The sequence below is a fragment of the Paenibacillus sp. J31R30 genome, from assembly GCF_059692115.1.
Window position 1 is genome coordinate 1 of the sequence record NZ_JCAUAV010000018.1, and the last position, 25,694, is coordinate 25,694.

A 25,694-nucleotide genomic window follows, 5' to 3' on the forward strand; every position below is an offset into this window, starting at 1 on the left:
TCGTCCTATTTGAAAGCTTAATTGCTCATTTGCGTTGCTAGCGAGATTTTGCAATCTCTTTTTTTGAACGATTTCTCGTTCGTGCTTACTCACTCGTTGTTCAGTTTTCAAAGATCAATATTCCATGCACTCTCTGCCGTGTTACCGAAGCAGCGAGAAGTAATGTACCATGTACACTTTTTAATTGCAAGTGTTTTTTTTGTTTCTTTTTCTCAGTCAATCTACATCCCCATTCCACAAGAAACTTCTCTCGAAAAGAATGGCGGACTAGCAATATACCATGGATATAAATGCATTGCAACCCTCATTCGCAAAAAAGTTAAAAGAAGACGACTGCCCCTTCAAGATATAAAGGAACAGTCGTCTCTATTAAGTTCCTATTACAATTACTACAAAGGCACCACGTTGCGCCAGCTGCGCAACGCCGTAACATCTTCCGCGCCCACGGCCGCGTAAGCTTCGCACACGAAGCCCGGGACTTCCGTGCCGTCCCGGAGCTCAACCTTGCCGATCCCGAGCGGAGCCGGGATCGCTGCAGCAAAGCCGCCGAATGCCTCGAGCGGCATCTCCCAGATCTCCAGCTGGATGGCCGCGCCACCCTGCTGTTGCTTGATCATCCCCGGCTTCGCAGGGGATGTTGGCAGCTTCACAAGGCTGTACTTCGCAGCGGATTCATCCTCCCGGATGAACCGCGCTCCACAGCCTTGCATCTGTTTCTCCAGCGGGTAGCCACGCATGTGCAGCCCGCAAACCGCTACCAGCGTCGTTTGCGCAGCACCGGCGCCATCCGCACTTGAACTCGCCTTTGCACTCGCACCCACACTCGCGGCAGCAACCTCCGCCTTCGCACCATCACTAGCGCCAGCCACGAACAACTCCGCCGCCCCACAAATCAACCCTTCCTCTTCCGCTACAGCAAATAGCGTAATCCCAAAAGGCGTCTCCGGAGCCGCATCGCCCGCAGGCACAGCAACCGCGCACAAATCCAGCAGGTTGCAATGGTTTGTATAGCGCCCCATATCGCGATTCGTGCTGATCGGGTCCGCAAGCACCTGCTCGCGTGTCCATGTACCTCCGCAGGTCGGCATGACAAGCACCGCATCCTGCAACAGCTTTCTAGCTTCCAATTTATACCTTTGGAGCTTATGCATCGCAACAAATACCGAGGCTGCATCATACTCAGTAGCAGAACCAGAGCGCAATATCTTCTCCGTCACCGGATAAGCTACACCTGGATTAGCTTCAATAAACGGCCCTATATCAGCCCAGCGTTCTGCCACCCAAGGTCCTTCATATAAAATCGCCGCAGCTTGCGCAAATAAGGTTACGTCCACCTCTACAACTTCGATGCCCTCACGAAGACTAACTTCATATACATAGTCAACAGCTTCTTTCCACGCTGCACGATACTCATCAGCGTAAGGCCCATAGAAGCCCAGTTCACCTTGAGGCAGGAGAACGCGAGCAGGCAATCCCGCTGGTTTCCGCACCACGCTGCGGGACCAAGGATCTTCCGCGTGGACACCGCGCGCCACGCTGTCTACGATAAGCGCATCCGCTAGCGTATGCGCGAAGACCGTGACACAGTCGAGGCTCGCACAGGCGGGAACGACCCCAAGGGTCGGCCACGCGCCGAGACTCGGCTTGTAGCCGACTAGGCGATTCAGCGCTGCCGGCACACGGCCGGAGCCCGCTGTATCCGTACCAAGTGAGAAGACCACTTGGCCACGGGCCACGCTAACGGCTGAGCCTGAGCTCGAGCCGCCGCTGATCAGCTCGGGACGCAGTGCGTTATGCGCGTCTCCGTAAGGACTGCGAGCGCCGACTAAACCCGTCGCGAACTGATCCAGATTCGTTTTGCCTACAGGAATAGCGCCTGCAGCAATTAATCTTTCCACCACACCCGCATGCTCCTCCGGGGTAAACGCATATTCCGCACAGCCTGCCGTTGTAGGCACGCCAGCTAGATCAATGTTATCTTTTATCGCGAAGGGAATCCCCCACAACGGTGCATCGGCTATAGAAAGAGATGACAATCGATCCAAGTACGGCTGGATCACATCCATCGACGGCGGTGTAATCCAAATGTTCATGTCAGCATCCGCTGCGGAACGCTCTACTATGATGGTCATGACCTCCTGTGGAGATAATGCGCCCGTTTCATACTTTTCACGCAAATAAGATATGGTTAACTCTTTTTCCAAACGAACTCCCATAACCCTTCACCTCTCCCTTACGCAGATTGTGCAATACCCAGAATTAATTGACCTGCATGCACCTGATCGCCTGGCTTCACACCAATCATCGAAACATAGCCATCACAAGGCGCGTGCTGCGGGAATTCCATTTTCATACTTTCGAGAATCGCGAGTTGGTCGCCTTTCTTCACTTGTTCGCCTGGGGACACGAGTACTTTCCACACACTGCCCGGCATAATACCACGCACAGCAACAGTCCCTGCAGGCAACTCATCTTCCGGCGCAGCATCACCTGTCTCCTGCTCGGAGACATATTCAGCAAGCCCTTTCGCTTTCCAGCTTTCACGTTCCTCATTGAACGCTACGCGCTGCTCAGTACGGAAGATATCCGCACTTTCTTCTATAGAACTTAAGAATTGTAAATATTCACCTAAATCAAACGTCGTCTCTTGAATGTCAGCCTCATAACGACCGCGAGGGAAATCCTCACGCAGTTGAAGCAACTCTTCCGCGCTCACTTCATAGAATTGGATTTGGTCAAAAAATCTCAACAACCAAGGCTTGCCCGCATGAAAGCTCTCCGTTGAGCGCAGACGATTCCACATTTGGATAGTACGCCCTACGAATTGATATCCGCCTGGACCTTCCATCCCATACACACACATGTAAGCTCCACCGATACCAACAGCATTCTCCGGTGTCCATGTACGCGCAGGGTTGTATTTCGTAGTTACTAGACGATGACGAGGATCAACCGGCGTTGCCACAGGAGCCCCCAAATACACATCCCCTAACCCCAGAACGAGGTAGTTGGCTTCATATACGATTTTTTTAACTTCATCTATCGTGTCTAGTCCGTTAATTCGTTGAATGAATTCAAGGTTGCTCGGGCACCAAGGCGCATCCGGACGCACTCCCTGTTGATAACGTTGAATCGCCAGCTGGGTAGCCGGGTCATCCCATGATAATGGCAAGCGCACAATACGCGAAGGTACACGGAACTGTTCTAATGGAGGAAGAGCAGCGTCGATCTCAACTACCTTTTTACAAGCCTCTGTCACCGTAATTTGCGATGGATCAATATGAATTTGCAAAGAGCGAATACCTGGCGTCAAATCGAGTACCGGAATCGAACCACTTTCGACAATGGCCTGCATCAACGCCTGCACTTGGAAGCGAAGCAGCAAATCCAGCTCTAGCTCACCGTATTCAACGAGCAAGTTTTGGTCCCCGCAGCAGCGGATGGTAATTGGGAATCGGCGGTTCTCCACTTCATGGAAAAGTCGTGGATATTCCGGTGTAATCTCTTCATTCACAGCAGGCAACTGCACGTGTAGCAATTGGTCAAAATGACCCTCGCCAATCGCACGCAGGTTGCTCTCTTGCAGATCACGCAGCGCTTCCGCTTCTGGCAGCGTCAGCAGGTGGAAACGGATCGTGTCGCCAGGGTGCAGCTGACCCAGTTTCCAGAACTCAGCTGATGCCGTCGTCACTGGACACACGAAGCCACCAAGACTCGGCCCGTCAGGTCCAAGAAGAATCGGCATATCGCCGGTCAAATCTAGCGTCCCAATTGCGTAGGCATTATCGTGAATATTAGAAGGGTGAAGTCCCGCTTCCCCACCATCTTCACGTGTCCATAACGGAGCAGGCCCTTTCAAACGAACCCCCGTCCGCGAGGAGTTAAAATGCACTTCCCAGCTCGTTTTTGTCAGTTGATCCAAATACTCTGTGCGCAAAAACTCACCTGTACAATGCGGTCCAGGCACGACTCCAATCGTCCACTCGCGTGTCATCCCTGGGCGATGTTCGATAGCAAGCTCAGTCGCCTCACCACTTAACATCTCGCTGCCTTCATTAACCCCAAGCACATCGCCCGTGCGCAGCGCACGACCGCCGTGCCCCCCGAAGCCGCCCAACGTAAACGTGGCCGAGCTGCCCAGAATCTTCGGCATATCGAGTCCGCCTCCGATGAGCAAATACGTGCGCATGCCTTCTTTGGCCTCGCCGAAGCTCAGCACTTGCCCGCGTGCAGCAAACACAGGACGGTACGTAGCAACCGCCTCTCCGTCGAGCTCCGCTTGCATATCCGCACCTGTTACGCAGAACCACATGTCGCTGCGGAACTTGTAAGAACCGCCACGTAAAGTCATTTCAAGACCAGGCGCATCGTCAGCATTGCCTAGCAATTTATTCCCGATGCGGAACGACAAGGGATCCATCGGTCCGCAAGGCGGCACCCCTACATCCCAATGGCGAATACGACCCGGGAAGTCTTGCACAGTCGTTTGAATACCGCCATCGACGACTTCAAGTGCTCTTTCCGTAGGTTCAAAAGTGTTAAGCAGCTGCGTATATACATTGCCGCTCAGGCAAGCCTCTTCTTGCAGAAGTGCACGTACATACTGCAGATTCGTCGTTAAACCGTACATGCGCGTTTCAGCCAGCGCTTCCACTAATTTATGGATCGCGTCTAAGCGGTCCTTGCCGTGAACAATGATTTTAGCCAACATCGGGTCATATAGTGTCGTTACGGTCAGACCATCTCTGACCCACGTTTCGTTGCGAGCACTGCTTGAGAAAACGGCGCGATCCAACTGCCCTGCACTCGGACGGAACTGTTGAAGGCAATCCTCTGCGTAAATCCGTGCTTGGATACTGTGGCCTTGCGGCTGGCGGATCAAGGATTGCAGATCATTCAGCTCCAATGCCGCTTCACGCACCATCCACTCCACGAGGTCAACGCCCAGCACTTCCTCCGTCACGCCATGCTCTACTTGAAGACGTGTATTGACTTCCAAGAAGTAGAACTCACACGTTTCTGGATCATAGAGATATTCCACCGTTCCCGCACTGCGGTAACCTACTTCTGCAGCCAAACGTTTGGCCGAAGCAAACATCGCCTCACGCACTTCGTCCGAAAGGTTCGGAGCTGGACTCTCTTCAATGACTTTTTGGTTACGGCGTTGAATAGAGCAATCGCGCTCACCGAGCGTTACAACTTCACCCAAGGAGTTGCCGAAAATTTGCACCTCAACGTGGCGCGCACGGGCAATATATTTCTCGAGGAACATGCCCCCGTTCTTGAAATTCGTTTCGGCCAAATGGCGTACGCCATCATAAGCCGCTCTCAGCGTCGCTTCGTCTGCGCACACACGCATGCCGATACCGCCGCCGCCTGCTGTGCTTTTCAGAATAACTGGATAGCCTATGCGTTTTGCTTCCGTTAAAGCTTCCTCCAGCTCCGTGATTAACGGAGTGCCTGGCAGCATCGGCACACCTGCACGTTCGGCAATCTCACGTGCGGAATGCTTCAGTCCGAACATTTCCATTTGCTCCGGCGTAGGTCCGATAAATACAATGCCATGTTCGCGACAAGCGCGGGCAAAATCCGCATTCTCACTCAAGAAGCCATAACCAGGATGGATCGCTTGCGCACCGGTTTCGAGCGCTGTTTGCAGGATCAGCTCCGTATTCAAATAACTCGACTTCGCCGGCCCCTCACCGATCAGAACTGCTTCATCGGCTCCATCCACATGTAAACTATCTTGATCTGCCGCCGTATACACAGCAACGGATTGAACTCCCAATTTGCGTAATGTACGCTCAATACGTACCGCAATCGCGCCACGATTCGCAATTAGCACTTTTGTAAACATCGTAACCACTCCTTCATGTGTATGTTCGTTATTTATCCCAGATGAGCACCTGAATCGGTGTCGGGTTATAGGCATTACATGGATTGTTAAGCTGTGGACAATTGCTGATCAGTGCCATGCTGCTGCCAATGGACTGCATTTCAACATAACATCCTGGTGCGGATACACCATCATCGAATTTCAGACCACCATCGGGTGTCACAGGTACATTCATGAAGAAATTAATGTTCGGCGCCAGATCGCGCTTCGTATACACACCGTCTTGCCCAGCTAATTGCAGCATGAACGTATCGCGACAATTGTGCATCGACAGCTTATCGTGTGAGTAACGTACGGTATTGCTTTGTGCCGAGCACGAGCCGCCAACTGTATCATGACGACCGCAGGTGTCAGCTACGATTTTCAACAATTCTTTACCTGACTCTGCTCTCAGAATAGAACCCGTGCTCAAGTAGATGTTGCTTTGACCTGTGATTGTCGCCACCGCACTGTAGTGATCCTCCGGATTCTCCGCATCATAGAACAACGTGTCTGCCGCCTGATTGCCTTCCAGATCCACGATGCGCATCACTTGTCCTGGCTTCAGGACACGCATCCAGCCATCTCCCGCCTGAATCACTTCACTATATATGGCATCCTCCACTTGACGAGGGCTTTCTACTCGATTAAATACAGCCATACTTCCTGCCTCCTCCGCATTGTCTTTTCTATTAAGAACCTAACAGTGTGTGGTATTCCCATGTATTTTCAAAAGCTCGGCGATTCTCCGGGCGATAATTCAAGCAAAAATCATCTTCATTAACAGGCGATGCTGCGAGCACTTCGATTTTGACAGGTACGGAAGGGTAACTCTCTCTCGGATCAAGCGGGTTCGGCGTGTTGGACAGGACTACTAATGTATCTAGCTCCGTCCTTAGCGTGACCGTTGCCCCTGCTGGACAGTGATCTAAGCTGAGCCGCATATCCCCGTTATCATCCACGACGACTTTGGAGAATAGATTCACCACTGGCATCATATCCCGCATGCTTAGGCCATTACGAACCAGTTCAACTGCAAAGTTCTCTTGACCGCTCCGCAGCCAATCATTGCGTAGCTCCTGATAGTTCGTTGACCCGTACTTGGCATCTGTCGCCGCACGGCTTGTGTATCCGCTAAGTGGATCATGCCAGCCTAGGCTGTCTTCCACGATACTCACCATCGCACGACCGTTATCGCTCATCAGCACATTCCCTCGGGTTAAATGAGCGGTGTGCTGCGCCTTCAATGTATCTGGCATATTGTAGCGCTCCGTCAGATCCTTCGCGTGGTACAACTGGATCGACACATTCGCGCCCGCTTCCAGCGCAGTCAAACGAATCAACTTTCCTTTGCCAATCGTCCCTGACCATTTATCCCCTGGCCCGATATCTTTGCTCCAAATGTTCCCCATGCTATCGCTCTCCTTCGCTTTTTTCTTAAACAAAAAGGGAGACATCACAAGACCCATTGTCTTGGTGATATCTCCCAGGTTTTTATCCTTCCGTGTCACTCTCTCACAAGAGTGGTTTACTCTCGGACCAGCCCGTAACGTAACGGCGGAACCCTAGTAAACAATCGTATTCGTTTGTGTTACTAAACATAACATCGTTGATGATATGTGTCAATAACTTCTAACTATTTTAGCTAATCGGCATAAAATACTTCTCACAGCCCTAATAATGTGTTATATTAACTTACACAAACAACAAATATCTAACATCATTGATGAAATGGTTAACATCCTTACATATAAGTTATGAAACATCACATACAAAGTTTTCTAGGGTTCCGCGGGCGGCATTGTTTCCGGTCTGGACCAAGAGGAGACGCACAGCTAAAGACTGTGTTCACGGAGGGATAAAAGCCCGGGAGATATCTGCACGTTAGATATCCCCTTGGCTTTTTTGCATATAACCCGCTCCCGAGTTCACAACAGCCAATTACTGATGAGGAGTGTTTCCGCTATGACCAAAGAAGTCACACTACGTAAATCACTAAGCCTTTTCCAAGTTGTCTACATGGGGCTCGCCTGGATGACACCGATGATTTATTTCTCCATCTATGGGATTGCGTATGAGAATGCACATGGAATGCTAACGCAAGCCTACCTTCTGGCCTTCATCGCCATCTTCTTCACCGCGTATAGCTATGGTGTGATGTCAAAGGTGTTTCCGACTTCCGGTTCAGCCTACACCTACACCAAAAAAAGCATCCATCCCTATCTCGGCTTTCTTGTGGGGTGGGCGCTCCTCCTGGACTACTTCTTCTCTCCCATCATCGCGTGCCTAACCTTCGGCATTTATCTGCATGCTCAATTCCCATCCATTCCCGCTTACGTGTGGATTATCGGACTTAATATCGTCCTCGGCCTCATTAATATCATTGGCATCAAGTTTTCCGCGAATATCAGCAAATTGTTCGTCTGGATTCAAATTGTGTTTATTGCTGTGTTTTGCTTCTTCCTATTCCGAAACTTATCTGGCGTTGGTGAGATTAACCCGCTTGGGCCGTTTCTGCAAACGGATGTGCCTTTCTCTACGATTCTCGCTGGTGCTTCTATTATCTGCTTCTCCTTCTTAGGCTTTGATACGGTTACGACAATGGCAGAGGAAACCATTAATTCCGAGAAAACCATTCCGCGAGCCATCATGATCATCATCATCGTAGCCAGTATTCTCTATTTAGTGCCATCTTTTCTAACACAGCTCGTGTATCCGCATCTGACTTTCGTAAACATCGACTCTGCCGGCTTTGAAATTGTTAAAATGGTAGGCGGGGCAGCACTGAGCTCTGTGTTCCTCACCGTTTTGATTCTTGCGATCTTCACCCAAGGGTTATCGTCGGTTACCAGCGTGTCGCGCCTCCTCTTTGTGTTGGGGCGAGATAACGTACTCCCTAAACGGGTATTCGCATTCCTTCATCCGAAGTTCAACACACCAGTCATCAACATCGTGATCGTTAGTGTCGTCTCCCTGCTCGCTCTCGTGATCTCCCTGGATAATGCCGTGAAATTCGTTAATTTCGGCGCCCTGACCGCCTTCTTCTTCGTTAACGTATCCGTTATTGCACAAAAGTACATGAAAGAACGCCAACGTTCGCCGAAGCAAACGTTCCTGTATCTCGTGCTTCCATTGCTTGGCGCTGGATTCATCGGCTATCTGCTGTCACTGCTGGATAAGGACGCTTTATGGATGGGCGGAACGTGGCTATTAATCGGGGTTGTCTATCACCTGGTTCAAAAGCGTGCCGCTCAAACCAAAGAGGCCGCAGTCGGCATGCGGGCAACTCGCTCCACTCCACTAAACTAGCGTAGAACCAGAAGAACCTGAGGATTTCCTCAGGTTCTTCTTTTGTGAGGCTATGTGTCGCTGCTCAACTCGGGAAGCATGATTCTTTACTTGTTTGAAGCGCAGCTGGACAGGTGGTTTCGGGTTTCGGGTTTCGGGTTTCGGGTTTCGCTCTACTCCCCGCGCTTCCGCACCGCCGTCCCTTCCCCTACTTCCGATCCGCCGGGAACACCAGCCCGATCTGTCTCCGCGCCTCATCCATGATCGCCATGGCAGCGCTGGAATTGGCATGCGAGTTCGTCGCAGATTCCAGCTCGCCTTGCTTGATCAACCGACTGAATTCCTCCGCCTCGTAGCGCATGGTTCTCGCGCTCTGCTCCTGCGTCAAATCCTCGACGGAGCCGTCGCGGTAACGGATTTGCACCTTCTCCGGTTGGTTAATTTTATCAATGACCATGGTCGCTAGCTCACCTTGAATCTCAGCAGGCAGGTAGGAGCTGGCGATTTTGGAATGCTGAATCACAGCATCCATCTCTTCGTAGCTCAGCAACAGGCTGCCCTCGCCATCGACGCCTGATTCTAGCATCACTGCACTCGCCTGTACTTTCTCTGGTGCGCCAAACAAGACAACCAACGGATAAATACAATAAACACCTAAATCCATCATCGAGCCATTTGAAAAAATAGGATTGAACGCATTTAACACGGTTCCCTGCTTGTAAGCATCATATCTGGATGAATATTGGCAATAACTCGCAAAATAACGCCTTACTTTCCCAAGCTTATGTAAATTCTCTTGAACGACTTTAAAATTAGGCATGAGCGTTGATTTCAACGCTTCCATAAACACAACCTGATGATTGCGCGCAGCATCAATCATTGCAGCAAGCTCCGTACTATTGGAAGCCGCAGGCTTTTCACAAATCACATGCTTGCCATGCTTCATGCAATGAACCGCATACTGCGCATGCAGCGAGTTAGGGCTCGCTATATATACAGCATCAAACGCATCACTCTGCGCAAAAGTAGTCAAATCTGTGAAGCGATTCTCCACATTGAATTTCTCTGCGAATTCCGCTGCCTTTTCTTCCGTGCGGGAGTATACAGCCGTCAACTCGAACTCTCCTGTTTCAAGCGCCGCATGTATGAATTCCTCTGTGATCCAGTTCGTACCAATAACTGCAAAACGTATCATTTTCCCCATGACTCCTTCACCTTGCTATAGTCTGTGACCTATACCCTATCAAATTCAACCTCCGAATTCAATTGCCTTGTTGCTCTACTAGCTTCGAACTTACTGCAGCTTCCCATAATGCTTGATTTTCACTTTGGTTTGACAATGAATCTCGACTTCAGGGTATACCTCGCGCCAGTCCATGGCCTTCCATTCTTTATAAGAAACGATACCCTTAATAGCGCCACCCAACCCGATACTATCCACGTTATGCTTCTGCATCTCCTTCAGCATCATTTCCATCTGTTCGCTAATTCTATCTGAAATTTTGGATTCGAGTGTATGCCGGTCCTCTTCCTTACTGATTTTCAAATCTCCGACATACTCCAGAATAGCTCCGTTTAGTGATATATCAAAATCCACCCTAAATGAGCCAGATCCCGATCGAGATGCTTTGACATGCCTTTTGCTAATGAGTGCGTCAAATAGCACAAGCTCCTTGGCTTCATTTTCTTTATTTAGAAGCAGCGGTAACGAACCCAACTTGAAATCCCCGCGAAGCATGGCGAAATAAAGCGATTTTTTCGTATCGATCTTCAATCGATACCGTTCGTCCCGAAAAAGGGCAATTCCCTCGATTTCGACATGATCTCCGCCATCTTTAATAATGGGAGCAACAGGATCAATGCCATCGTCATAATAATCTCTTGTGAAATCATATAAGGTAACTTTCGGAACGGTCTGAGCCTGCGATTCCGTTTCCAGCATACGATCAATATACTGTCCTGTTTGCAAGAAGTTGGTGTATTTTTTCTTCAAGATACCATGGGCTTCCCCGTCCACAACCGTGACTTTAACACGTGGTGAGATCGAAGGATCTCTCACTAAGGTATCGATATCGTCCCAGAAGCCTCGCTGAGCTAACGTTAGCCCGAACATGACATTGCGCAGCTGTCCACTAACCAGAACTAACTGTGTTTGTCTGGAGAGGTCAACCTTTGCGCTTTTACTGCTGTGCGAAATGGTTGTCAATACCTCCCTCGCTCCTTTGGAATCGGTAGAAGAAAGCGGGATACTGTTTGTGACCTTGAGCATATCCCCTGGCATTAAATCAAAGCCTATCGTATGGGTCAAACCGATTTTCTCCAGAATGCGTTGATCATTACCACAACCTAAAAGTAGGAGCAACACGCTAATCATCAGGCATCCAAACCGAATCTTAAGCAAGCTGTTTTCGCCACCTTTGAATAGAAAGAATACCAATTAAACAGATCGGCAAGCCAAAGGACAGACTAATGTTGATATACCCGATAAAAAACAACCATTTGCCCGCCTCATCCAAGACACTTGGAATAAACGAGATCAGATAGGTCGTAATCATGACATACAAGGTTATTTTGTTCGCTTTCGTATGCTTGAAAATCTGTTGCATGTTCATGCTTGCAGCCCAGTGATACATCACAATTGTAATAATGACAGTGAATACAAAAAAACCAAAAAGCACATTCTCCACTCTCTCCATAAACGGAAATTTAACGTAAGCGAGTAGATCGAGGAAAGGAAACATAATAAGCTTAAGTTGCTGCAAACTATAAAATCCAAAGCAAATAACAGTTACGCTCAAATAAAACAAGAAGGTAAGTACATTGCCCAGTTGTACAGCCGTGAAAAATCTCGTCTTAGGCTGAATAAAGGGAAATAAAAGTAAACTGAATTCATACCCTTGAAATGAGCCATACAGGTTCAACCCACCTTTCCAGAATTCTTTCCCTTCCTTGAATACATAATGGGTGTATCTCGATAACTTCAAGTCATTCATAAAGGTAAGCTCCAAGAACATCATCCACATTACTAAATAGAAGAAGACCGTACTTGCCTTCGCAATCGTGTAGATGCCTTTGATAACTAACACATACGCCAGGAGACTCATCGCAAACATGAAAACCATCGGATTTGTTGTAGGGAATGCCGTCACTTGGAAAATCAGTACATAGATCTTAGTGACCAAACTCGCTGATAATGACCATGCAAGCGACATGATGACATACAAAGGATAAATGATCCACTTCGGTAGATACCTTTCAAAAATGGCGTATATACTTTCCCCTTTTCCCATCTTCCACACGATCCACATCAAATATATATTAAACGCAACTACACCCGCGATGATGAAAAGCATAAGCCAACCGTTATAGCCAAAATATTCAGCAGCAACCCGAGGCAAGGCAAAGATACCGACACCAATCTGTATCATTGGAATTAAAATGAAGATGTGGAAACTGTTCAGCTTCTCTTTCACGCTCGGATCATCCTTATTTTCTCATTTTATTCTTCGTGGAATTCGCCGTTTTCACTTGATTAGGTCGTGATGTCAGTATGGAGAATGGGCCTCGGATGAAAACATCCCTCCAATCACTCCATTTCGCAGGTGCAACTGGTGTGATATAGGAAGTACCCAAACTTGTTAATCCACAAAGATGGATCACAATGTAGCTGATCCCCATCATGAGCCCGAAGTTCCCCCAAATACCTGCCAGCAGAATTAAACCGAAACGAATAAGACGAATCGAAGCACTCATCACATAACTAGGAATAACGAATGACGCTATTGCGGACGAGGCAACGGCAATGATGAGAATGTTACTTGTGAGCCCCGCTTGAACAGCCGCTTGTCCAATTACGATACCGCCTACGATACCGATGGTTTGCCCGATTTTGGTCGGCAGACGCGCCCCGGCTTCCCGCAATAGCTCGATTGTAATTTCCATCAGCATCGCTTCATACACAGGAGGGAAGGGTACCCTGCTTCGCGACTCTCTCAAAGTTAATAGCAAAGCCTCTGGGATCATTTCATAATGATACGTAGTCACCGATACATAAATAGCTGTAAAAGATATGGCCATCACGAAAGCGATAAATCGAAGCAGCCTTGTGGCGGTTCCAATCGTCCATCTCTGATAATAATCATCCGCGGAGGAGAAAAAGTCGAAGAAGGCCGTCGGACCGCTCACCACTGCCGGACTTCCATCGATGATGGCTAGAATCTTGCCTGAAATTAATTTGGAAACTGCGGTATCCGGGCGCTCCGTTAGTAAGAATTGTGGAAATAACGAATTCGGCACATCATCGATGTGCTGTGTGAACATATTGCCATCATAGATCGCGTCAACCTCGATCCCTCGAATACGGCGAACAAACTCGTCAACCAGATCCATGTTCACAATGCCTTTGAGATACAGGACGAATACGACGGTTTTGGTGACTTCACCCACTTCTAGTTTGATCACTTTCAAATGGGAGCTTTTTACCCGTCTTCGAACTAAGGAGAGATTCGTGCCCGCCGTTTCTGTAAACGAATCATGCGGCCCGGTAATAACGGTCTCGGTTTCGGACTGTTCCACGCTCCTTGCTTGAGGCCCATACAGAAAGACGAGATACACCTTCTCATTATGAAAAATAGCCACTTGCCCAGATAAGATTCCCACGACGATCTTCTTAGGGTCATCCGATACTTCAAATTGAGACTGTTCCAAAATGGAGCTTAGATCATCTGTTTGCACATTAGATAAGGGATCTAACACTTCCCGAGACAATTGCACGTGATCAATGAGATGCGGAAAATAGATAATATCAACTTGGATATTCGGCATGTTTCGATGAAACACATCGATGCAATCCTCAAATTGGTATAGGATATGAGCTAATGACAACGGCTCATTATTGTCGGTCAGGTCATCTAGAGCAGGTATCTCAAACCGCTTAGGCTCCCTTTCTGTTTTCCGCGAAAAGGAAAATAATAAACGATCCCATACGGCCATGCACGATCCCCTCCACCTAGAGCTTTCCTTTATTCTGAGCAGTTCCGCTTAAAATATTCCATATTGCCCATAAGTTGCGCATTGGCGTACACCTTGACATGTAACCAAATGGTTTCATATAATAGAATACGTAACCAAATGGTTCCGCATTTACGGACCGATGGAAAAGTGATTTTGCGGGAAAACTAAGTAGAGAGCTTTATTTTTGAAGGGAGATTGTCTGATGCAAGAGGAGCTTCTGAAAAAGCTCGCTATAAAAAAGGAAGAGCACTTGTCATGCAAGCGCCTGAGGGCTATGTACTCGGTGTCGAGGAAGATGGGGCGCCGAGCGGTACTTATGATTTTGTTCAGCTTTTTGTTAATAATGCTGCTGAAGTGAACACTTGGGTCCATAAAGCGATTGCCTATTTGAATGAGGATGCTTTGTTCTGGATCACGTATCCTAAGCAAAGCTCGAAGATCAAAACAGATATTAACCGAGACAGTCTATTCGGGCTGGTTGCCGATACGACTGATTACCGCGCAGTTAGTAATGTCGCGGTGGATGATACATGGTCCGCTCTGCGATTTCGTCATACGAGTAAGGTAAAAAGTAAATAACGATTACATCACTGGAGGCCTTTTACTATGGAAAATCACATGCAAACCCTATCTGATATTAAACAAACACTCATTTTCAATGCGCCGATTCAAAAAGTTTGGAATGCCGTAGCCACTTCTGAAGGCATTGCCGTATGGTTCATGCCGAATAATTTCATGCCGGAAATCGGCTACGAATTCCATTTGGAAGCTGGCCCTTTCGGTAAATCCCCTTGTAAGGTTACTGAACTAGACCCTCCGAATCGATTGACCTTTTCCTGGGGGAAAGACTGGTTTCTAACCTTTGAATTGTCAGATCTTGATGGCAGAACAGAATTCACCCTAACTCATGGCGGTTGGGATATCGATAAGGTCACCGAATTCGGTCAACCGCATGAAGATGTTCGCGGGAACATGGCGCAAGGTTGGGCAGGTATCGTCCTTAGACTTACTGCTTACGTCGAGGCTTAAGATGGCCATTCCCGCGCAAAAGCATGACGTCTTTCAGGCCATAGCCGATCCGACGCGACGACATTTGCTGCAGCTACTGGGTGATGAGGAAATGCCTGTCACCGCCATCTCTAGCCATTTTCCAATGAGCCGTACGGCCGTTTCGAAGCACCTTCGCATACTTGCCGAAGCAGGTCTCGTGAAGGAACGCAAGGTGGGCCGCGAAACCCGATACCGATTGGAGGCCGAGCCGCTGATGGAGCTCAAACGTTGGCTATCCTATTATGAGCGCTATTGGGAAAACAAGCTCAATGTGCTCAAACGCTTCGTCGAACAGGATGATGACGCAGCTGGGCTTACGTTCTCACCTCTTGAAGTTGTGGATCCGAACAAATAGAAGTTATTGCGTGAGAGAGTCTCCCCTTCCGGGAGGCTCATTTGCGTTTTCGCGGTAGGGGCGCCTATATTCACACCCCTTTCTTCAATCCGTTTTTAGCTTACTAAAAGTAATTTACTTACTTGACTAAACATTTCCAGAGGCGTATCATTAATTACATAAAGTAACTAAATATATTTAAGTAAATAAACTTATGATGAATTAAAGGAGATGTGCGCTATGATTTCACCGATTTTTGTAGGCCACGGTTCGCCCATGATGGCTCTTCAGGATACTGCATGTACACAATTTCTGCTCGATTACGGTAAAAAGTTGTCGCCCAAAGCGATCGTCCTCTTCACCGCACATTGGGAAACAGAAGTACTCACCATATCTTCCACCAATGATGTGTACGAAACGATTTACGATTTCCGCGGCTTCCCCGATGAGCTATTTCAGCTAAAATATCCCGCCAAAGGTGACGTTGCTCTCGCGCAATCGATCGCGGAACGGTTTCAGGCGAAAGATATTCCCGTGCAGTTCGATCGCACACGCGGCCTAGATCATGGCTCTTGGGTTCCGTTGTTAAGGATGTTCCCGACACCAGAATGCCCTGTCATTCAAGTGTCCGTGAATCCATACCTGCCGCCTGCCGAGCAGTATCGGATCGGCGAAGCCTTGCGTGGACTCGATCAGGAAGACGTCCTGATCATCGGTAGCGGCGCCACAGTGCATAACCTGCGCGCGTTGAACTGGAACGCCACCGAGCCGGATGCTTGGGCGGTTGCATTTGACGATTGGCTTGCTGCCAACATGCAAGCTCAGAACTTAGAGGCGTTGTTCAACTACGCCGCAGAAGCACCGAATGCGAAGATGGCGGTACCACGCCCCGAGCATTTCATTCCGCTATTCATCGCGATGGGCAGCGGCGACCCTGGGCGGCCTGTCGAGATCATTCACCGCAGCTATGAAGTCGGTTCGCTGAGCTATCTAGCCGTGTCATTTTAAGCAGCATGAAATTGGTTGGTTTGCACATGCTAACATAACCAATTCCAACAAACAGAGGTGCTCTGGCTTTGACATGGACGACTCGCATCATTCAAATCTTATTGGCAGCAGCGTATGTCATGTTTGGGATTTTGAAGCTGTCTACCCATGACCTGCAAATGAAAATCTTCACGTCCACCTATGGATACACTGTAGGGTTCATGTACATCGTTGGCGCCGTAGAGCTAGTCGCCGGCATCGGGCTTATCATCGGCCTGTGGCGCCCGCGGATTGCGCTCCTCTCCGCAGGCGTCATCGCCATGATTATGGCTAGCGCCATGCTGACCCACATCCGCTCCCACGAGGGGATGCGCACCGCGGTGCTGCCGCTCATTTTCCTCCTTATGGCGATATTCGTTGTTGTGAGCAGCTCACGTCAACGTGAACGGGAGCGAGAGAGGGCCTAAGCGGCGTCATTACGCCAAAAAAGCGTGCGAGCCAATGGCCCGTTCGCTTTTTTTACTTACCCGATACTACCGAAACCTACTCGGACTTCATCGCTTCTTGTTCAACCCTTTGCATAAACTCATGCACCACTTTCAGGTTGCTTTTCTCGCTGCCGAGCTTCAACATCGCTCTTCCAACAAAATTAACACCTTTATTGTGACCCTCATAAATAAATTTCGTATGCGTATGATCGATCTTAATTAACCGAAACGTAAGCTTGATCTCAAACGCCTTTCCCAAGACAAAGCTGATCGTCTTCCGCTTCTCGCTCTCCTGATCTTCATATGCTAAGGTTTCAACGATATACGTTTCCACACGTTTGCCTTCTCGGTACTTCTGCTGATGCTTGGCCCCCGCTTCCGTTTCACTCTTCTCCATGAGCGTATGTTCCTCTACTTTAGGCATAATTCGCTTGATATTTTTATCCGAAAATAAGGCCCATACCTTCTCAATCTCTGCTCTAATTACGATTTCTTCTTTCCATTCGATCATGTATGCTCATCCTTCCCCGAAGCCAGAAATTCATCGATTTCCCCAGCCTGCTCTTGCAGTTCTTCAATTTGTTTCTGTATCTGTTCTCTTTTCTGTACCAACAATTCGTCCAAATGAGCGAAAGACTCATCCGCCATCACGGAACGCATTTCCTGTATCGTAAAGCCAAATTTGATTAATAGAACAGCTAGAAAGTAGCTTCCATCATCGTAATACCGATAATTGTTCATCGGGTCAATCGAAGCAGGCTCAAGCAGCCCCACTTCTGCATAATACCGCAATGTATCTTTGCTTAACCCCGTCATTTCCGAGAACTCACTAATCTTGTACATCTTTCCCTCCCATGAAAATAATAAACCGTTGGGTGCACTACAGGGTCAAGAGGCCTTCTGCCCGAGAGCCATCGTTCTTCGGAGGGAACACGACCCATAGCCCCACATTGACAAAAGGAAGCGCTGCCACAATTCCTTACACGCAACATGCAGATCCTCCATTCAAATTTGACCTTCTATTCTAGAATTGCATCCATATCATCTTTATTCTGCCGATATTATATCATTAAGTAACTGACACTACTTGCTTCTTTATCACTATGTAAGTTTCCGCAAAAAAAAAGAGACCCACAGCAACGGGCCGCGAGTCTTAAGGTATATATATTTAAAAGGGGGTCGAATTTCATTATAGGCCCCGAACCTTAAGGAGAGATGAAATTCAGATGTCATTTACGTGACAAATGATTCCTCCTTTGTTACAGCTTGCACCCATCCTATTTCCGACAGTTTACTTTGCTTTGATTGGAATATAGATATCCATCTCTACAAGCTCGTGCAGGTTGGCATGACAGCGCTCATCATAGTATTCAAACTCGGCGCCCCCCGCATGCTCATACCCTGAATGAGGAAACCATTCCGTGAAAATCGTGTTCCACGTACTCTGAATGGACGCAACAAACTGATCCTGAGGCACCTTCGGTGTCGTAAATACAGCGTAATTCGCCTCTGGAAACTCACGGCACACCAGATTCTCTGGCACATTCTCGAAGCTCGTCGCCTCCATCCCGATGATGTAGGTCATATCTCCGCTCTCCAAGTCAACATCCGCGCAGACCCCAATCTCGACTGGCAGCCCTGTGTGAACGCGGTTCGGGATGTGTTCCCCCAGCCCTTCTTGCATGTATTTTTGCCAAAAAGCAGGAATATCTCGAAGATTTTCCCCCTCTTTGCACGAGGTCTTTAATTCATACCCAATTAATTTGAATCCTGGTTTCGTTTTCAAAGCGTAGTTCATACGTATTCCTCCTAAATAGGGATTAAACTTCCGATCCAGCACATTCACTTTGGGATAACTAGGCGGTCGAATGCCTTCCTTGCGGTAAGCAAGCGGCGTACGTTCAAACACCTTTTTGAATGCCCGCGTGAAATTCTCTGGTGACCCAAAGCCATTATCGAAGGCAATATCGATTAATTTCTGATCCGTATGTGCGATTTGATAAGCCGCTCTCGCTAATCTTCTCTTGCGAACATATTCCATCACAGCGTCCCCCACCATGGTTTGAAAGACCCGATGGAAATGAAAGGCTGAGAAGCAGGCTACCTCGGCTAAGCACTCCACGGACAGCGATCCCGATAGATGTTCCTCAATATGATCCAGCGTCATCTGAATCCGCGACTCATAAGTGGTGTCCATCTTTTGCCTCCTTCAGCTTGTTAACCTCAGTTTACGCCATTCGGAACTACGCTTCTTGATATTTCTTGCTCCTATCTCCAACTCCCTTTGGAAGCAACGGAGTAGGTCTTGTACTGATTCTTCCCCTTAATCTCCAGAAGATTCAGTTGCAGACCGTAGGCACAGCCGCCGTCGATCCCGATTTTATCCGTATCAAACCACACATCCGCTTTGCCGTGAATATCCTTCGTCGTCGTGTGCCCGAATACAACAGGCTTCTTCACAACCGTTTTCTGCTGCACGAATGGCGCACGAATCCAGATAAAGTCCCGCTCCGGCTGCGTTTTCCAGTCTGCATAGGCAGGATTTAGCCCAGCATGTACAAAGATATGCGTGTCAGTCTCGTGATACAGCGGCAGATCCCGTAGAAATGCAAGATGCTCGCCGCAATTCGCCCGAATGCGCTCCTTCGCTGTTTTCAAATCAAAGTCCCTAACACCGCTGAAGCTTTGGAATGTCTGAATGCCGCCATGCTCGAAAAACTTCATCTCCGTCAAAGCATCCGTCTCGCCCATCACTTCCAGAAAGCGTTGATCATGATTCCCTTTGAGAGCAATCGCCCCTTTTTCACGAACCAAATGCATCACATGCTCCACGGTCTCCCGGCTCGCTGGCCCCCGATCCACATAATCTCCAAGCAGAACAAGCTGATCCTCTTCCGCATTGAACTTTACTTTATCTAGTAACTCCTTAAATTCATCCGCACAGCCGTGGATATCGCTGACTGCTAGTAATCGTTTCATAGACCGTTCCCCCTGATGTTGCGCTCCGTACCCAATCTATCTTATTTACGGGCATCTATTAGATTTAGCATGACTATCTATTATTCTATTTTAGCATAGTCATTACCTGTCTTGAACGATTGGTAACTTATGAAATATGAGAAAAAAGGACGCCCTGATGGACGTCCTCCAAAAACGAATTAATTGATAAACTGAACAAATTGTAAGAATCTCTTCAGCATTACCGCGGCTTCTGCTCTTGTCGCCGGAGCTGCTGGAACAAATTCCGTTGCGGTTACGCCATTTACAATACCAGCGCTTACCGCAACAGCTACGGCATCTTTGGACCATACGCCCAATCCCTTGCTATCCGTAAATTTGTCTAATTGCTTGAGGTCAACTACAGCTGATTTGCCGGCAAATTTCATTGCTCGCGTGATCATAACCGCCATCTGCTCTCTCGTGATACGCTCATTCGGTTTGAAAGAGCCATCTTCAAAGCCATCAATCAAACCAGCCTTAACAGATGATCCAACTGCTCCCGCGAACCAACTATTCGAAGGTACATCTGCGAATTTTGCTGAAATCTCCTCTTTCAAGCCAAGCGATCTAATCAGAAGAGCTGCAAATTCAGCACGAGTAATGTTTGAATTTGGTGCGAATTGAGTGTCGCTTACTCCTTTAATAACCAATTTGGAAGCAAGTAATTCCACATCCGCTTTCGCCCAGTGCCCTTTCACGTCGTCGAACGTTTTGAAAGATTGAACGACCGTGTAGATACTGTTACCTTGACGTTTGATCGTAGCTTCTGTCTTACCATTTACTGTTGCAAAAATTGCAGGAACGAAGGTCATCTCCCCAGTTTCCGGGTTGTACATGACGGCAGTTAATTGATTGGAACCTACCGTTTGAACAAGAGTAATCGTTCTAGGCACATAAGTATTTCCAAAATCGTTCAATGTTGTTGTCTTACCATTGCCTTCCGCAGTAATGGTGAAATCAACTGCACCAGAAAGGAGGGATAAGCCTGCTTGTTTGGCTTTAGCGTTAATCAGATCTGCTGTAGGGCCAGTAACTTTTTCGATAGAGATATTAATTTTCACATTGCTTACGTCGGTACCAAGCGTTTTAGCAATATCCGCAAGATTCAACGACTTCGCTGGAAGATTGTAAGTTACTTCATTGCTTTTAATGGATAATACTGTATCTGGAGCATTTGCCAGACCTGCCGATAAAGCGTTAGCTTCAAGCTGAACCTTAGCTGCTCCTTCGCTACTTTTTACTTCAATATTAATTCTTTGATCCTTGGATTCTTTTGTTTTGAGTGCATCAAAAGCTTTGCCCAAAGTACTTCCATCCACTGTAACTACCGCAACGGTTTTCCCGTTGATCGTTTGATTTACTGGTGCGATTGACACTTGCACGCCATCATCGTTGCTGATTGGAGCAGCAGGCGCCGAACCTCCAGGTGCATAGTCATCTGATTTAGAAGGCACTACACTTACTGAATTCGAATATTGACCTTCCCCTAAAGCGTTTGCTCCAGTAACCTTGTAATAATAAGTCATACCGTTAGTTAATTCGCTATTTGTATACGTTGCACTCGTAACATTTGTTGCAATTTTTTCATAGGAGCCATTTTCACCCATTCCACGATAAACGTTATAATAGGTAGCTCCAGTAACGGTACTCCAATTTAAAAACGCTTTTGCGTCACTTGCACTGACCGTCAAACTTGTTGGCGCAGACAGCGGTGCAGTAAATTGAAGGAAGGTCCCCCAGATGATGGTGCCGTCTTCATTTCTTGTGTACGATTCAACCGGTACTAAACTTGTAAAGTTGGCATCCGTAAGTTGAATACCCGATTTGTTAACGGATATAGAACCGTCAAACATGTAGTTATTGTTAGCTTTTAATTCCGACGGATAACTGTCTTTGACAGATACCGTTTTTTGATAGGAAACAAATCCATTAATTGTAAAATCAGTAGGTATGCCTGAATACGTTGTAAAGCTTAAGTTACCTTTGGCATTGTTAAAGCCAATATTATTTTCAGCTCTGACACCTGGGTTACTATTACTTGTAAAACCATTAGCACCATTGCCAAAAGCAATGCTATTGCGAATGATATGAGGTACGTGAATGCCTTCACCTCCAAGCTTGAAGCCATTCTTGTCTCCTTCACCTTTACTGCCATTCGTTAATGTACCGTTATTATAAGCGATGCTATCCTCAATCGTAACAGCGCCTATCGCACCCGAACCTACTTTGGTGTAAAGATCCCAGCCGTCATCAATGTTATTGTGAGCAATATCACCTCTGAAAACATTGCCTACACCCGCTGTCAGTTTTGCCGCAAAACCATCGGCATTGTTATTGGATGGATCTATATTATCAAAGGATTCATTGTTCAAAATCAGATTGTACGACGGCCATGTCGATTTATCCGTGGATCCATCTGTGCTGCTGATCTGTAGTCCCGTGTCACCGTTCGAATAGAATCGGCTGTTCTCAACGATGTTGTAATTCCCGCCTACCGTAAAGCCTTTCGTATTGCCAGCCGAGCGTTTAAAATCAATCCCATTAACGTTCCAGTAATTCCCACTTAATACAACACCCTCAGACTTCCTGGCAAAGTCAATGACAGGTTTTGCACCTAGAGCGGCAATGAGAGACTTCTTGGCATTGGCAGTACCGTCATTGCCCTTCTTAATGTCTAGTTTTGACTTACGAACATATCTACCATCTTGCACAATGATCTTCTGACCCGCGCTTACATATGCGATAGCTGTGTCAAGGTCAAGTGGACTGCTGCTGGAACCTGTACCCGTACTAGTCCCGGTTGGAGATACATAAATGTCTGCGCCTTGACCAAACGTCTTCATCGTGACCGAGAAGGTTTTCACCAATCTGCCATATGATGTTAGAAGCTGTGTATCATCTGGCAATAAAGTAGCGCTAAAGTTCGTAGTTGCGTTCTCGGCAACCGAAGTTTTCAACGTAATCGTTTTTCCAGCTTCAACGGTTTGATCTAATGCGATCACTTCTTCACCTTTTTTGATCGTTACCGTACCGTTCACAGTAGACTTTATCGTTAGGTCATAGTCAGTCTTTGAAGTTTTATCCAATGATAGAATTTGAAGATCAGGTGTAACTGATTCTTTGGGTCCTTCAACTTTTGGTGCATCAGCTTCTGCTGCTGTTACTTTCAACTGGATATTGCTTACATCAATCGTCGCAAGACGTGCTGCATAAAACCCTACATACATTTTGGAATCTTGAACGTTCATGATATCAGGAATAAAGTATTGTACATCTGTACCTGTATTCAATTTCCCAGTAAAACCACTATTTGTTTTTGCAAGCGTAAGTTTGTATGCCGCAGCAGGACTAGTGTTAGCAAGTGCAGGTCTTACATTGTTTAGCATGGTACTTTGAATCCCTTTACTGCCTGTACCATCCTTGGCTTCGACACCTGTTCTTACAAATAGTTGAGTTCCAATCGGCTTTGTTGTTCCGCCACTGTAACCGCCTATTGCTGCAATATTAGAAGCGAATACACTGGAATCACCAGGAGCACCAACTGCATCTCTAGCCATAATCCCAAAAGATTCTTGACCATCGTATGGATTTTTAGCATATAAGGTAACTTTAACATCTGCCGACAACACAAAGTTATCTTGAACGGCATCAAGTTCTGTGTAGTAGAAGGATATCCCATCATGATCACCGGTAACTTTACCGCCGCCTTCTAGTGCTACAAGGGTTACAGTTCCATTTGCATTAGGCGTTATTGTATTACTGACTGCCGTTGTAGATTGTCCGAATCTTATAGCATTCCATTGCGTTTGCACTGGTGCTCTTACGACCACTTTAAATGTAATAGGCATAATGGTTGTATCTGTAGGAATGACTCGTATTTCGTACGTTCCTGCGATATTTTTATTATAATTGGAGGAATCTGTTGAAAAGCTTGTTAAAGGCTCTGTATCCAGATTATCGTATACTTTTGACACACTTAATCCGGTAGTGACTAAATCTTCACCGACTAGATAAGTAGTTTTGGGATATTGGTTAACCTTGATCCCTGTTAATGCTTTTTGTTTAACCGTAACGTTAGAATAAGTTTTTTGTCCTCTATACGAAATTTCAACCTGCTTCGAACCCGCACTGTTCGTATCAAGTAGAGCAGAGTATTCGCTAGACATTAGTCTTACTCTCGAATTATCACTATATTTCGCATAGACAACCATCCCATTAGGTTTGAAAGAATCACCGAGATAATAAAGCGTTTTTTGCGGTGGTTGTGCGATTTCCAAACCAGTGAGCAAAGCATCTTTCACGATCACGTTAAATGTTGCGGTTTTTGCAGGAGTTTCCGTCGATCTGATCGTAACGGTTTTTGTCCCCGGGGTGTCGAACGTATACGTATTCCCCGTAACTGTTGCATTCGGAATCGAGACTGTGTATAAATTACTTGCAAGTTCAGCTCTACTTCCTGAATCGTATCCAGCTGTAACGACTAAACCTACTGGATCAAATTGGTCACCTGTGTAATACACCGTTTTAGCAGGAACTAAGGTCAGATCCAATGCGGTAACTGTCAAAGGAGCGATCGTGAGATCAATCGTTTTGATGGCTCCGTTATAGTTTACTGTAACCGTATTTGTTCCAACTTTACTGCTGTCAAACCCTGTAATGATATAATCATTGTTTGATAATACCTCGTACACGGATCCAGTTACGGAGGTTACTGTCAAACCAGTCGCATCTAAGGTTTGATCCTTCAAATACGTGGTTTTCATTGCCGTTTTGTCTAGTGTAATACTACTAGGTACATGAGAATCCAAGCTAATGTCAAAATTACTAAAAGTGACTTCCGCGTCTCTAGCTACATAAAAGCCTGCATATGCCTTATTTGCGTATATGGAATGGGAAAATAAATCAAGAAATAGAGTCTGACTTTGTCCATTTATCGTTAGTTGGTAGGCATTCCCTGATTTCTTAATCGAAATATCATATTCTTCACCTTCAATGGGGTCATTGACATTATTAAAAGCATTCGATTTAACTTGCGTACCCTGACCCGATGTGAATGCAGTAGCTCCCGTTTTATAAACCACTTGAGTAACGGTAGAAGCAGGGGTACCAGTAGTTGGGACCGCAGCAACACCTAATCCACCGACCGCCACATAATTTGATGTTGTAGCTGTTGATCCTGAACCGATGTTCCCTCTGACCATTATCCCAAAAGAAGCTTGGTTAGGGGTGTTAGCCGGATTGGTAAAACTAACTACTTTTGCTTTAGTATGTATCTCAAAGTTGGACTCCGTTGTTAAGTCTATCTGTTTATAGTAATACGACAGCCCTTCATCTGTAGAAGCAAGTTTCCCTCCATTAACAGCTTTTAGGGTAACTGACCCATCTGCATTGTTTAATATGGAATTTTTAGCTGGAGTACCCGTAAGCCCTGTACTTCCTCCAAAACCTGCAAATGTCCACGCCGACCCAACAGCCGCTGCAGCGGATCCACTAAACGGAATTATTGAAAGTAATAAAACAAGCGACATGACGGTTGCAAACAATCGTTTTTGTTGTTTCAAGTAACATCCCCCCATATTGTCAAAAGAATCAAACTATTGAATACGCTTACATTATTGCTGACTTATTAATGCTTTCCACAGCAACTTGGATAGAAGGA

Annotated in this window: 19 protein-coding genes and 2 riboswitches; of the genes, 6 read left to right on the top strand and 13 right to left on the bottom strand. The window is 47.0% G+C overall.

The genetic code is table 11. The features are described from left to right. Positions 1-389: 389 nt before the first annotated feature. Genes atzF through AC58QO_RS30875 form a run of 4 tightly spaced genes read right to left on the bottom strand, consistent with a single transcriptional unit; the run spans position 390 to position 7,287 of the window. Entirely contained in the window at positions 390-2,216 is a 1,827-nt protein-coding gene (gene atzF, locus AC58QO_RS30860; RefSeq protein WP_497272375.1) for an allophanate hydrolase, read from the bottom strand. Positions 2,217-2,233: 17 nt separating this feature from the next. Continuing rightward, positions 2,234-5,857, bottom strand: a complete 3,624-nt coding sequence (gene uca / locus AC58QO_RS30865) for an urea carboxylase (RefSeq protein WP_497272377.1) — start codon at positions 5,855-5,857, stop codon at positions 2,234-2,236. 28 nt (positions 5,858-5,885) lie between these two features. Further along, positions 5,886-6,536 carry an urea amidolyase associated protein UAAP2 gene (locus AC58QO_RS30870; RefSeq protein ID WP_497272379.1) on the bottom strand — a complete coding sequence of 217 codons (651 nt, stop codon included), beginning with the start codon at positions 6,534-6,536 and terminating at the stop codon, positions 5,886-5,888. 31 nt (positions 6,537-6,567) lie between these two features. Further along, a complete protein-coding gene (locus tag AC58QO_RS30875; RefSeq protein WP_497272381.1) occupies positions 6,568-7,287 on the bottom strand; it encodes an urea amidolyase associated protein UAAP1 in 720 nt (239 codons plus the stop codon). A gap of 69 nt (positions 7,288-7,356) precedes the next feature. After that, positions 7,357-7,455, bottom strand: a riboswitch (guanidine-I (ykkC/yxkD leader). A 190-nt stretch (positions 7,456-7,645) separates the two neighbouring features. Continuing rightward, positions 7,646-7,750, top strand: a riboswitch (guanidine-I (ykkC/yxkD leader). A 90-nt stretch (positions 7,751-7,840) separates the two neighbouring features. Between AC58QO_RS30875 and AC58QO_RS30880 the strand changes: the two genes are divergently transcribed. Then, positions 7,841-9,184, top strand: coding sequence for an APC family permease (locus AC58QO_RS30880; protein WP_497272383.1), 1,344 nt, complete (start codon positions 7,841-7,843; stop codon positions 9,182-9,184). Positions 9,185-9,371: 187 nt separating this feature from the next. On the opposite strand, the gene AC58QO_RS30885 is transcribed toward AC58QO_RS30880, so the two are convergent. The 4 genes from AC58QO_RS30885 to AC58QO_RS30900 all read right to left on the bottom strand — a co-directional run bounded on the left by AC58QO_RS30885 (position 9,372) and on the right by AC58QO_RS30900 (position 14,155). Continuing rightward, the gene (locus AC58QO_RS30885; RefSeq protein WP_497272511.1) at positions 9,372-10,358 is read right to left on the bottom strand and encodes a Gfo/Idh/MocA family protein; all 987 of its coding nucleotides are present in this window, start codon (positions 10,356-10,358) and stop codon (positions 9,372-9,374) included. Positions 10,359-10,457: 99 nt separating this feature from the next. Next, on the bottom strand, positions 10,458-11,564 hold the full coding sequence (locus AC58QO_RS30890; RefSeq protein WP_497272385.1) for a Ger(x)C family spore germination protein: 1,107 nt from the start codon (positions 11,562-11,564) through the stop codon (positions 10,458-10,460). Continuing rightward, positions 11,557-12,636 carry a GerAB/ArcD/ProY family transporter gene (locus tag AC58QO_RS30895; protein ID WP_497272387.1) on the bottom strand — a complete coding sequence of 360 codons (1,080 nt, stop codon included), beginning with the start codon at positions 12,634-12,636 and terminating at the stop codon, positions 11,557-11,559. The genes AC58QO_RS30890 and AC58QO_RS30895 overlap by 8 nt, the downstream gene beginning before the upstream one ends. Before the next feature lie 13 nt (positions 12,637-12,649). After that, positions 12,650-14,155 (bottom strand): spore germination protein, encoded by a 1,506-nt coding sequence (locus AC58QO_RS30900; RefSeq protein ID WP_497272389.1) that lies wholly within the window; start codon positions 14,153-14,155, stop codon positions 12,650-12,652. Between the two features lie 216 nt (positions 14,156-14,371). On the opposite strand from AC58QO_RS30900, the gene AC58QO_RS30905 reads away from it, so the two are divergent. The 5 genes from AC58QO_RS30905 (at position 14,372) to AC58QO_RS30925 (ending at position 17,014) form a co-directional block, all read left to right on the top strand. Continuing rightward, positions 14,372-14,755 (top strand): hypothetical protein, encoded by a 384-nt coding sequence (locus tag AC58QO_RS30905; RefSeq protein WP_497272391.1) that lies wholly within the window; start codon positions 14,372-14,374, stop codon positions 14,753-14,755. Positions 14,756-14,782: 27 nt separating this feature from the next. Continuing rightward, complete coding sequence (locus AC58QO_RS30910; protein ID WP_497272393.1) at positions 14,783-15,205, top strand: SRPBCC family protein; 423 nt, start codon at positions 14,783-14,785, stop codon at positions 15,203-15,205. Between the two features lies 1 nt (position 15,206). After that, positions 15,207-15,581 carry an ArsR/SmtB family transcription factor gene (locus AC58QO_RS30915; RefSeq protein ID WP_497272513.1) on the top strand — a complete coding sequence of 125 codons (375 nt, stop codon included), beginning with the start codon at positions 15,207-15,209 and terminating at the stop codon, positions 15,579-15,581. 219 nt (positions 15,582-15,800) lie between these two features. Further along, positions 15,801-16,568: a DODA-type extradiol aromatic ring-opening family dioxygenase gene (locus AC58QO_RS30920; protein WP_497272395.1), complete on the top strand. Its 768-nt coding sequence runs from the start codon at positions 15,801-15,803 to the stop codon at positions 16,566-16,568. 68 nt (positions 16,569-16,636) lie between these two features. Further along, positions 16,637-17,014 carry a DoxX family protein gene (locus tag AC58QO_RS30925; RefSeq protein ID WP_497272396.1) on the top strand — a complete coding sequence of 126 codons (378 nt, stop codon included), beginning with the start codon at positions 16,637-16,639 and terminating at the stop codon, positions 17,012-17,014. Between the two features lie 76 nt (positions 17,015-17,090). Here the strand turns inward: AC58QO_RS30925 and AC58QO_RS30930 are convergent, their stop codons facing one another. From AC58QO_RS30930 to AC58QO_RS30950, 5 genes are all read right to left on the bottom strand, one after another. Next, positions 17,091-17,546, bottom strand: a complete 456-nt coding sequence (locus AC58QO_RS30930; RefSeq protein WP_497272397.1) for an SRPBCC family protein — start codon at positions 17,544-17,546, stop codon at positions 17,091-17,093. Beyond that, the gene (locus AC58QO_RS30935; RefSeq protein ID WP_497272399.1) at positions 17,543-17,878 is read right to left on the bottom strand and encodes a MerR family DNA-binding transcriptional regulator; all 336 of its coding nucleotides are present in this window, start codon (positions 17,876-17,878) and stop codon (positions 17,543-17,545) included. Before AC58QO_RS30935 ends, AC58QO_RS30930 begins: the two co-directional genes overlap by 4 nt. A 448-nt stretch (positions 17,879-18,326) precedes the next feature. Further along, entirely contained in the window at positions 18,327-19,232 is a 906-nt protein-coding gene (locus AC58QO_RS30940; protein ID WP_497272400.1) for an AraC family transcriptional regulator, read from the bottom strand. Between the two features lie 71 nt (positions 19,233-19,303). After that, a complete protein-coding gene (locus tag AC58QO_RS30945; RefSeq protein WP_497272402.1) occupies positions 19,304-20,014 on the bottom strand; it encodes a metallophosphoesterase family protein in 711 nt (236 codons plus the stop codon). A 179-nt stretch (positions 20,015-20,193) separates the two neighbouring features. After that, complete coding sequence (locus AC58QO_RS30950; RefSeq protein WP_497272404.1) at positions 20,194-25,596, bottom strand: right-handed parallel beta-helix repeat-containing protein; 5,403 nt, start codon at positions 25,594-25,596, stop codon at positions 20,194-20,196. Between the last annotated feature and the right edge of the window lie 98 nt (positions 25,597-25,694).